Consider the following 10767-nt stretch of genomic DNA (forward strand, 5'->3'; position numbering starts at 1 on the left):
TTGCCATTTTTTTTATTTTCCTTTTTTGGAAAAATATCTTTGTACATATTGATAACGAATCTAAAAATAACGATTTAGATCATTTTGGAGATTTAGATAGATTCTTAGATTCTGGAAAAAAAGAATATGACTTAAATGAAGTAGCAAAGTTATTTGGCATTGAGTACGTGCCAAATGTCGTAGTTGTTACTGATAATGAATTATTAGGTGACATTCCGGTATCAATTAAATCAATTATTATTATCGATAATATTTCTAAAGTAAAAATAGAAGCAAATATAGGGAATGTATCAAAAACTTATAATTTGTTGATAGGCGACTTTATTGAAGGATATGAACTTGCCGACGTTACCGAAAGATATGTTCGCTTCAGCAAGAATAATGTTAACTATACAGTTAAAGCTTTTAAACCGATGGTTTTATCTGAATTACCGGAAAAATAAATAAACTATGAAGCAGTTCAATTTTGAATTTCGAACTATCAAATTAATTGGTGTGGGTATACTAGTTTTATTAGTATGTGGGTGTGCCGCCAGTGATTATGATGCAAAAAAGGAAGGTAAAGAAAAAAAACTTGTGAGTACACGCTCTTTTCTGTCCAAGACGCCTACTGAAAATTCAAGCAAAACATCACGCGATAATAACGAAGAAAGTCCTCAGACAGGAACTCGAAACAACTTTAAGACATCTTCAATTGAGAGTGTTGGAGGCTTGTCTAAGTTATCTGAGACTGCCAATGTTGCGCCGAAGTTTGATGAATTAAAAGTTAGTTTTGTTGCAGATGAACTGGGTCTAGTAGAGTTTGTAAGTCAAGTGTATGGCGATATTTTACAATTAAACTACGTATTAGCGCCTGAGTTACAAGTGGCAAAAGAGAAAGTAAGTTTAAGCATTGCTGAACCTGTATCTAAAATAGAACTTTATCAGATTTCAAAAAATGTGTTAGGTCAACACCAGATAAATCTTCTACGTAAAGAAGATATAGTTTACTTTCAAAAAATATCACCACAACAAAAAAAGAACGACATATCTATTGGTATCGGTAAGGCTATAGAAGATATACCTGATTCAATAAATGAAATAACTCAGATAGTACCTTATGTCTATAGTGAAAGTCGGAATATTACGGATGTTATGTCCAAGCTTTCTAGTACAAAACTCACAATTTTAAGTAAACAAAAGCTGATCATTATTGAAGGTGAAAAATCTGAAATTGAACGCGCAATTCGGCTAGTAAATATGCTTGATGTACCAAGAGCATATGGTCGAGAAATTAGACTTTTAGAATTTCAACATATCAGTCCTAAAGATGCAGAAGATCAAATTAAGGTATTACTGGAAGAGGACGGTTTTGTAAAAGGTGCAGCTGGTGACTATTCTTTTGTACCAATGCCGAGAATTAATGCTTTAGTCGCATATGCTGCAAGTGAAGAAATAATCAATAGAGTATTATATTGGGCTGCAAAGTTAGACGTTCCCTTAGCAGGAGACGAACCTCGATTTTATGTATTTAAACCCAAGTTTTCAAAAGCTTCGGCCTTAATGACAAGCCTTTCAGCTTTGATAACAGGTATTAAATCAGATCGAAAGCAACCAGAAAGTACGACTGATAATGCCAGTGACAGAAATAGCTCTTCTGCTAGTGGTGGTCGCTTAAGCTCTTCTGTCGGAGGAGGTCGGTTATCGATGAGTTTTGATGAAACTCAAAATGCATTGATATTTCAAGCGACACCAGCTGAATATAAACAAGTATTAAGTTTGCTAACGCAACTAGATCAATTGCCAGGACAGGTAATTTTAGACGTCGCGATAGTTGAAGTCACATTATCGGATAACGTTCGTTCTGGCATAGATTGGTTGTATAACAGTCGGGGACAGACAGCCTCTAATGGATTGGTCGTTGATTTAACGTCTTCAAGCTCTCTCTTATCTGCTACAGGTATTAAAGGCAATTGGGAAGTTGCGTTAAATCTTCTTGACGAACAAACCGACACTAGGGTGTTGTCAAAACCTTATCTTGTTGTACAAGATGGGATGTCCGCATCGATTAGTTCTGGTGACTCAATCCCAATTACAACTGAATCAGTACAAGATGTGGGCGATAGCAATACAGTCGCAAATACAGTTCAGTATAAAAATACAGGTACGCAAGTTTCTTTTACACCTGTTATCAATTCAGATGGTGTAATTAGTCTGGAAGTTTCAATGAGTGTCAGTAGTAGTGGAGGTGGAAGTTTAACACCTACCATCACTAATAGAGCACTAACCACCACCGTTTTAGCCATTGATGGTCAAACAATTGTACTGGGAGGAATGATCCAAGAAACTAATTTAGATGAAGATAATCGTGTTCCTAAGCTAGGAGATATACCATTGTTCGGTAAATTGTTTCAACAAAAACGTGACGAATATACAAGAACAGAATTGTTAATGTTGATAACCACTAAGATTGTTAAGACAGCTAATGATGTTGATGAATTTGGTAGAAAGATGGCTGAGCTTTATAGTATTCCAATCGAGCTATAAGTGCTGCAGAGGAGAAGTGTTTAGCATATATGTAGGATTACTTGCTATTTTTTGTGTATTTTTAATGAGAGAAACGGAATGAAATTATTGTTAGTAGGTAACCATACGTGTGGAAACCGAGGTGATGCTGCTATTTTAAGAGGGATAGTTCACTACATAGGTAAGCAGTTCCCACAACATTCAATTGATCTTGTATCTCGATATCCAACTAGCTCGGAATATTTGCTAAATGAACCGTTTCAAATCGATACACTTTTTAGTTATCACCAGAATTACACTTCACATATGGATCGTATTTGGAAGTCTTTTAGTCGCATTGTAGTACCGTTACTTTTAGAATTTACTCTTATTTTTAAATATCAATTTTATTTACCAAAACATGTAAAAGAATATATTCAAAGCTTAAAGGAATACGACGCCGTAATACATGTAGGTGGTTCATTTTTTGTTGATCTATACGGAACAGTTCAGTTTGAGCATTCTTTATGTGCTCTCATCGCAAATAAACCATTATATATGCTAGGGCATTCTGTCGGCCCCTTTCATCGTAGTCAGTTTAATAGGATTGCACGTAAAGTATTTTCAAGAGTTAAAATGTTGGGGTTACGTGAAAGTATAAGTTTAGACCTACTTAAAGACGCCCATATAGACGTCTCGAAAGTTTTTTTAGGGGCAGATACCGCGTGGCTTGTAAACACTAATGAACTTGCTCAAGTAGACAATATACAAGCTTTAATTAGTCAAAGACCCACAATCGCGATGACTATGCGTGAATTGGCGCCATTTGACAAACGACTAGGTGTTACTCAAGAAGAGTATGAAGTTGCATTTGCCAAATTGGCCGATCAATTTATAGAGCTGGGTCACCAAGTTCTAGTCTTTTCGACTTGTACGGGAATTGATAGTTATCATAAAGATGACAGGATGGTTGCTCTGCGTGTAGCTCGAAAAGTTAAAGTAAGTGAATATTTCCATGTGGTTATGGACGAATTGAATGATGTTGAACTCGGTAGTCTGTTACGCAGTTGTCAGTTGACAATAGGGACTCGGCTTCATAGTGCAATTATTTCAATGAACTTTGGTACGGAAGCAATCGCTCTAAATTATGAGCACAAGTCTGCTGGTATTATGCAGCAGTTAGGTATGCAAGATAACGCTTTGGAAGTAACTAGTTTGTTTGACGGTAGGCTATTTAGCCGCAGTATTAAATGCCTTGATGAAAAACAGCATAGTGCCCTCGAGATTAAAAATAAAGTGCTCGAGGAGAAAAGTAAGGCTGGAAATATGGTATTAACGGCAATAAATGATGCTGAGGGTAGATAATTGAAAGTTACTTTTTTTCTTGGACAGTTTCCAGCAACTTCTGAAACATTTGTTATTAATCAGATAGCGGGTTTGATTAAGTTGGGACTAACCGTCGAAGTGGTCGCTTTAAGACGCAGCAGTCAGTTGGTTAATCATGCGATTTTAGAAAAATATGACATATTATCTAAAACTCGCTATTTACTCCCAGAAAATGAAGGTGATATAAGTGTTTCAAAATTCATAAAACGCCTCTTTTTAATTTCGAAAAATATTTTTACTACAAAACTGTGGTTAGCATTTGATATTTCGAGATTTGGGTCCTTAGCCAAGTCTCTACTAATGCCTGCTTTATATGTGAGTATCAGAGAACCAATCAGAACAGATGTTTTCATCGCTCATTTTGGTGTTGTAGGTATCATTGCGAACAATTTAAAAAAACTACATAAACTTGAGGGAAAATTACTTACAGTTGTGCATGGGGCTGATATATCAAAAAAAAATATATTATTACAGCATGAAAAGGCTTATCTGGATTTATTTAATTCAGGTACAGCGATGTTACCTATAAGCCAAAATTGGAGTCAAAAATTGTGCGATTTAGGGTGTCCTCCCAATAAAATTAAAATAAATCGCATGGGCATAAATACTGAGGAGTTTACCTTCAGGGAATTAAGCCTACCCTTGAAAAAAAGACCAATAATAATGACTGTCGCTCGTTTTACCGAAAAAAAAGGAATTACCTATGCAATTGAAGCGCTTACAATTTTAGCAGCTCAATCTGTTGAATTTGAATATTGGTTAATCGGTGACGGACCACTAAAGAATGAGTTGAAAACGCAAATTGATAATGCTGAATTAAATACACAAATAAAAATGGTGGGGCTTAAGTCGCAAGAAGAACTTAGAGAAATGTTAAAACAGGCTGACATCTTTTTATTGCCCTCTGTTACAGCGTCGGATGGTGATATGGAGGGTATACCTGTTGTTTTGATGGAAGCTATGGCTACAGGGCTTGTAACAATATCTACTCAACATAGTGGAATTCCGGAGTTAATTGAAAATGGTGTATCGGGATTTTTAGCCCCCGAGCGCGATGCTGAGAGTCTAGCTAAATTATTGATGGATATTTTTAATAGGTCAGTAGATATAGAAGCTATTCGCATAAACGCGAGAAATAAAATAGAGGAAGATTTTAATCAGCATAAACTTTATCAAGAACTAGCTAAAATCATACAAACCAGTTATGAGTCTTAAAAAGGAGGCAAGCTGGTTATTTTTATCTTCATGCCTTAATGCTATATATGTGTTTATTTGCTACGCCATTATTACGCAAGTCGAAAGTCCTCGAGTAATCGGCGAATTAGCAATAATAAATATCGTTATTTCACTAGCATTTGTGATTCAAGATGCGGGGTTATCTGGTTACTTAATACATAAACAGGGAATTAGTAGAGCGCAACAAAATACTTTGTTCATTATCAGCGTAACTCTTGGTTTTTTGTGTGCTTTGTTGTTGTTATTGGTCGCTTATCCAATTGGATATATTTATAAATCTGTGGCAATTACTCAAGGTGTTTTGCTGGTGTCTATTAACTTTTTACTAATAGGCTTTAGCAATCAGTATCAATCCCAATTTATTAAAAATTTCAAAAATACGTCTTTAGCTAAAATTGAAATTACGTCTAAATTACCAAGTTTATTTTTTTCTATCTACCTTATTATTGAATTGAGATTGGGGCTTCTAGGTTATTTATGGGGAATAATTTTGGCGTCAGCAATTAAACTAATATTTCTTATATTAAAGAGTAAAAAGGAATGGCATCCTGCATTTGTATTTGATTGGAGCATTACGAAACCAGCTGTTTCATTCGGTCTTTATCAGCTCGGCTCACACACTGTAAATCAGTTGCGAACCCAATTAGACCAATTAGTTATTGGTGCAGCATTAAGCATTGAAACTTTAGGAATTTATTCTCTTGCTAAAGAAATGGTAATGCAGCCTATAAAATTGACAATGCCAGTTGTGAGTAGACTTATACTACCTCGTTTTGCAGCTCTGCAGCGTGACATTGATGGATTTCAAATACTTTATGAAAAGAGCGTAAATGTTGTGTTGATTGTAAATACAGCAATCTACTCTATTTGTGCTTTAGCTGTTTGGTGGATTGTTCCATACTTTCTTAGTAAAGATTATGATGCAGTTTTGGGTTTATATATGATTTTACTTGCTATTGGTTTTCTCCGGCCGATGGGAGGGGTGTTTGGTATTGCTGCTCAAGCGATGGGGCGCAGCAACGTTGAATTTCGATGGAATATTGTTGCTGGTATTATTTCTATACTGGGGCTTGCTATTGCTTATTATATAAGCAGTGTTAATGGGTTTGCCTTAATTTTAGCTATGACACAAATTTTCATAACAGGCTATTCAGTGATGTTTTTTTCTAAATATCTTTGCCCTTTTAGTATCACTAAACATTTAACCCGGTTGATATGTCTGACCGTATTGTATTTAATTATATCGTTTACTTTCTTTTATACGCAATAAAGTGTTTGTATAAGCCATTTATTGTGTAATAGAAAACACAACCTGTTGCCCTAAGAATAGAGAGTTTCCCTACATTTCTTAGGACTTTAAATTGTCGCTTAATTTCATGTAGCTTATTTGATGATAAGCTAGATTCACCTGTTCTGTAGCTTGCATGAATCCCTGGATATTTAAACCCTATGATATTATTTTTCATTATACTTAGCCAAGTTGCGTAGTCTTCTTTACATATATTCGGCATTTCGAATTTCCCTGTAAGGCTAATATCTATCATTACCGTTAGGCAACCGATATCGCACTTCTTGCATAAGTGATTAAAACTTATTTTTTTGGGGGGGGTAAACGTACCTGTGATTTTTCGTTCAGTGAAAATGTTATAACTTCCATAACTAAATGCAACGTTGTTACTTAACATAAATTCTAATTGTGTTTCTAGTTTTGAAGGCGCCCATATATCGTCTGAATCCAAAAATGCAACATAACGTCCCATAGACTCACGAAGGCATGCATTTCGTGCTGCAGCCGCACCTAAAGAGGCAACATTGTTGAGCATCCTTATTCGAGTATCTTTGAATGAGTTTATTATATCTTTCGTACTGTCTGTTGATCCATCATTACAAATCAGTAGTTCAAATTCTGAGTATGTTTGTTGTAATACTGACTGAATCGATTGCTCAATAGTGTTTTGTGCATTTCGAGCAGGCATAACAATGCTAATTAAATGATTTTGCATAATAATCTATGACGAGGTAGTGAATAAGTAAAAAAACCAATCAAACAAAAGTAGATGAAAGAAACCCTTGATTGGTCAATAACATTATTACCAATTCCAGATGTTAAAACACTTGCAAACCATGTGAAAGTCGCAAAATAAATCAATTTCATCGTTTCAACATTTTCTAATTTGGCTTTTGTATAGCAGATAAATGTACCCCATGCGATCCAATATCCAAGAATAACAAGACCTAATATTCCATACCTGTAAAGATATAATAAAGGTAGCATTTCTAGAAATTCGACAGTTGCTTTGCTAGGCCCAAACCCAAAGAATAATTTGTATGGATGATTAATAAAACTATTAATAACGAATTCCACCTGCAATATTCTAATATTTGTTGATTTGTCACCTTGTCCTTCAAGTAATTTATTTATTCCGTCCATCAAATACGAAATTTGATCTCCCATGTACAATATAAAGCTAATAGAAGCAATTCCACCGATTACTGGCAGTACAAGCAACCGCCCCATTTGTGCAACACTGATTTTACGGATACTAAAAACAAAGGGATAAAATAAATAAATAAGGGAAAAGCAAAATATGAGTGAAAGAAAACCCGCTTTACTTTGTGATAATATGACAGCTAACAAACTTACTAATGCGATTAGCAGCATTCTGTAGTTACCCAGCCGTAGGTAGCTGATAAATGCATAACAAAATGGCAAAAGCGCAACAAATGCAAAGTCATACGGGTTGTTAAATGTACCAGTTAGTCGACGAGTAAAAACATTGTGATCTTTTGTATAAAAAGACAGTATATATTTACCAAATACGTCAAATAACATGAAGGATAATATTGCTAATAATACAATTCCAAACACACTAAACAGTAGAATCCTGTAGCGTCCAATGTAATTACTAATTGAGGTTGAATCTTTTGCCATGTAGTAGCCAAATAGGAAGCTCAGCAAGTAGGATATAGGGCGGTAAAGTTCCATAAAATCACGCAGCATTAAGGTGTTGATACTAAATAGTGAACTTATAGCAATTACAATTAGCCATAGGCTTGTTACTAAAATGAATATCGATGCTGAAAGTGATACTTTAAATTGACTGCGAAAAATATAACCAACGATAAAAATGGTGGAAACCAAGGTTAGTATGAAAAAACCTTGTTTTCCTTTATCATCCAAAATCTGATTAAATGTAGGAAAATAGAGACAAATAAAAAGCGTTGGTAATAATAATGCTTTCAATGAATAATTAATCCTGGACTGATTTTAATAGCGTGTTTGCAAGTGTATTCCACGAATAAGATTCTTCGGCAAGCGATCTTAAGCTTGAACTTTGTTCTTTGAGATTAGTGCTTGGTAGCATTAAGGTTTTTGTTATACATTTTATCAATGAAGCTACATTATTTTCATCAGTGTAAGTAGCTAAATTCCCAACAACTTCTTGTGTTGCGTTGATAAATGCTCCGTTATTACGAAAAGAAATTATTGGAGTTCCTGTGGCCATAGCTTCTAGTAATGTTTGGCCTAGGGGCTCGTACCTTGACGACATAACGAAAACATCGGCGCAACGATAAAACTCGTCAACGTTATCAACTTTACCTGGAAAGCTAACATTGTGACAAATGCCCCATTTTTCTTTTAATTTGGTTAAATGATTAAAATCTCTACCATCGCCAACTATTATTAGATGCCAGTCGCACGGCAATTCTTTACACGCATTAAGTAATAGGTCAAAACCTTTAGCTGATACAAATCTGCCGACGGCCAGAATAACGTGTTTATTCTCGGGGACTAATAACTTCCTTCTGAGTTTTACTTTGTCTGAAAACGAAGATGCAGGTTTAAAAAAGTCTGTGTCTACACCAGGTTTGACAATGCCTATTTTAAACTGGGATTTTGGATAACAATTTAGCGCTTGTGTGTACATATTGTCTGAAAATACAAAAATATTTTGCGCTAGTTTTAATGATAAACGATCAAAAAAACTATGAATAAATTTTTTAGCTTTCCCCAATAATATCTCTAATCCACTAATACTAGCGCTTTTAAGGTTTTCTGATTTTTGTTGGTTTTTTGAAAATCCAGGAGCCAAATATATTGAGCATCTATTAAAAAGCAAACTAGTTAACGGTGAAACCAATTGATTTCTTGCAAGAGCCATTACTGGCTTATAGCGATATTTCACATACAACAAACAACATATAAAATCAAAAATTGAGCAAGGCAAAAAAATTAAATTCAATATATCATTATTAAAAGGTCGAAATCGAAATCGCAGTATAAAGCCTTCTGGCGTTTCGGTAAGCCTTTTAAATGCTTGGCCCTTCGATTGACCCACTAATATAATAGCTTTATAGCCAAGATGCCAATATGCTTTGGATAAATATTTTATTGAGTTTTCGACTCCTCCGTAGTCTGGAAAGTAACTTATGTTTGTTAATAAAATATATTTCATTTTTGATTTTTTAAAACTGAATTTGACAGTTACTAAGTAGTTAACTTTGTTTTAAGTAATTTATAGAAAGTAAATATGACTCCTATCATTATCCCTGTAAATCCACCCAGTATGATAATTAGCAATTTTGGGATATTGGCTGGTTTATTCGGTTCTATAGCAGGATCTACCACTTCGAATAGGTAATCACTTTCAATATTTGCTAACATTAATTTCTTTGTTTGTTCTTCAATCAAACTAAAAAAGACTGTTTGCATTCCAACCACTTCAGTTTTTGTTAGCTGTTCTTTCAAATAAATGATGTTTTTCTCAATACTTTGAGTGTCTACATTTTGATTAAATTGGTTCAAATCGGTAATAAGGTAATTTAGCCAGTTACTTGCAAGTACCGGTGATGAGTGTTCAAGAGTTACTTTAATTAATCCACTTGCTTTACTTTCACTAATTTTCAGTATGTCTTTAAATTTATTTTGTATATCCCAAATATCTGGTGATGTTTTTATGTGAGAGTCATTAGTAATCCAAATTCCCTCATTTGTGTTGTAAAGAGTTTCATCAATTTCAAGCTGACGTATATCTTCATTCCATGTGGCTGCAGCTAAAAGAGGCACCAATATATTGTGTTTATTTACGAACTCTTGCAAAAACACTTTAGAATAAATTTGTTCTAAAGCTATTTGGGTTTTATCAACTGCCTGATTATTAAAGTTTACACCCGCTAAACTTGCTAACCCACCTAATTGACTAGAAATATTGTTGATTGAATTCCCTTGGGAACTCTTTGAAGGAATTACAATTATTTCCGCTTTGTAAATTGGCGTTTGCATGTAAGCTGCAATAGAACTTAAAACCATGAAAAAACATCCCAATAATACAATTAAAACTTTGTTACTTCCTAGTGCGAAAATGATATCTGTAATAGTAATTAATTCATCATTATTTCTGGATGCATATATAGGGACTGTTAGCATCATGTCTTGTTGTGGGATAGCTTTATGTTCCTCACATTCTCTTTTGGTCATTTAAGTCCTGACATAAATTGTAAATGTTGATTTTTTGAAAAGAAGTTTAAATTAATGCACGGTGTAAACATTTCTTAATTTATCTTGGCGGGAAAGAAAAAAGTGATAAATCGAAAATATTAATATAAAAACAATCATCATTGCACTGGAAGTTACTTGGTACATCTCAGCAATAATACCCA

Annotated in this window: 9 protein-coding genes; 5 read left to right on the forward strand and 4 right to left on the reverse strand. The window is 34.4% G+C overall.

Annotated features, from left to right (window positions below; genetic code table 11):
• From AX660_RS23330 to AX660_RS14475, 5 genes are all read left to right on the forward strand, one after another.
• On the forward strand, positions 1-443 hold a 443-nt coding region (locus tag AX660_RS23330), incomplete at its 5' end, for a hypothetical protein (RefSeq protein WP_162266425.1).
• A 7-nt stretch (positions 444-450) separates the two neighbouring features.
• Complete coding sequence (locus AX660_RS14460; protein WP_068378184.1) at positions 451-2526, forward strand: secretin N-terminal domain-containing protein; 2076 nt, start codon at positions 451-453, stop codon at positions 2524-2526.
• Positions 2527-2604: 78 nt separating this feature from the next.
• The gene (wcaK, locus tag AX660_RS14465) at positions 2605-3849 is read left to right on the forward strand and encodes a colanic acid biosynthesis pyruvyl transferase WcaK (RefSeq protein ID WP_068378645.1); all 1245 of its coding nucleotides are present in this window, start codon (positions 2605-2607) and stop codon (positions 3847-3849) included.
• Entirely contained in the window at positions 3850-5085 is a 1236-nt protein-coding gene (locus tag AX660_RS14470) for a glycosyltransferase (protein WP_068378186.1), read from the forward strand.
• Entirely contained in the window at positions 5075-6376 is a 1302-nt protein-coding gene (locus AX660_RS14475; protein ID WP_068378188.1) for an oligosaccharide flippase family protein, read from the forward strand. The genes AX660_RS14470 and AX660_RS14475 overlap by 11 nt, the downstream gene beginning before the upstream one ends.
• Here AX660_RS14475 and AX660_RS14480 read toward each other — a convergent pair.
• Genes AX660_RS14480 through AX660_RS14495 form a run of 4 tightly spaced genes read right to left on the reverse strand, consistent with a single transcriptional unit; the run spans position 6354 to position 10585 of the window.
• On the reverse strand, positions 6354-7109 hold the full coding sequence (locus AX660_RS14480) for a glycosyltransferase family 2 protein (protein WP_068378190.1): 756 nt from the start codon (positions 7107-7109) through the stop codon (positions 6354-6356). The two genes, AX660_RS14475 and AX660_RS14480, sit on opposite strands and share 23 nt — an antisense overlap.
• Positions 7094-8350 carry a hypothetical protein gene (locus tag AX660_RS14485; protein ID WP_068378192.1) on the reverse strand — a complete coding sequence of 419 codons (1257 nt, stop codon included), beginning with the start codon at positions 8348-8350 and terminating at the stop codon, positions 7094-7096. Before AX660_RS14485 ends, AX660_RS14480 begins: the two co-directional genes overlap by 16 nt.
• 7 nt (positions 8351-8357) lie before the next feature.
• Positions 8358-9563: a glycosyltransferase family 4 protein gene (locus AX660_RS14490; protein WP_068378194.1), complete on the reverse strand. Its 1206-nt coding sequence runs from the start codon at positions 9561-9563 to the stop codon at positions 8358-8360.
• 32 nt (positions 9564-9595) lie between these two features.
• A complete protein-coding gene (locus tag AX660_RS14495; RefSeq protein WP_068378196.1) occupies positions 9596-10585 on the reverse strand; it encodes a Wzz/FepE/Etk N-terminal domain-containing protein in 990 nt (329 codons plus the stop codon).
• Positions 10586-10767 lie beyond the last annotated feature (182 nt).

It is taken from the genome of Paraglaciecola hydrolytica (genome assembly GCF_001565895.1).
Lineage (GTDB): Bacteria > Pseudomonadota > Gammaproteobacteria > Enterobacterales > Alteromonadaceae > Paraglaciecola > Paraglaciecola hydrolytica.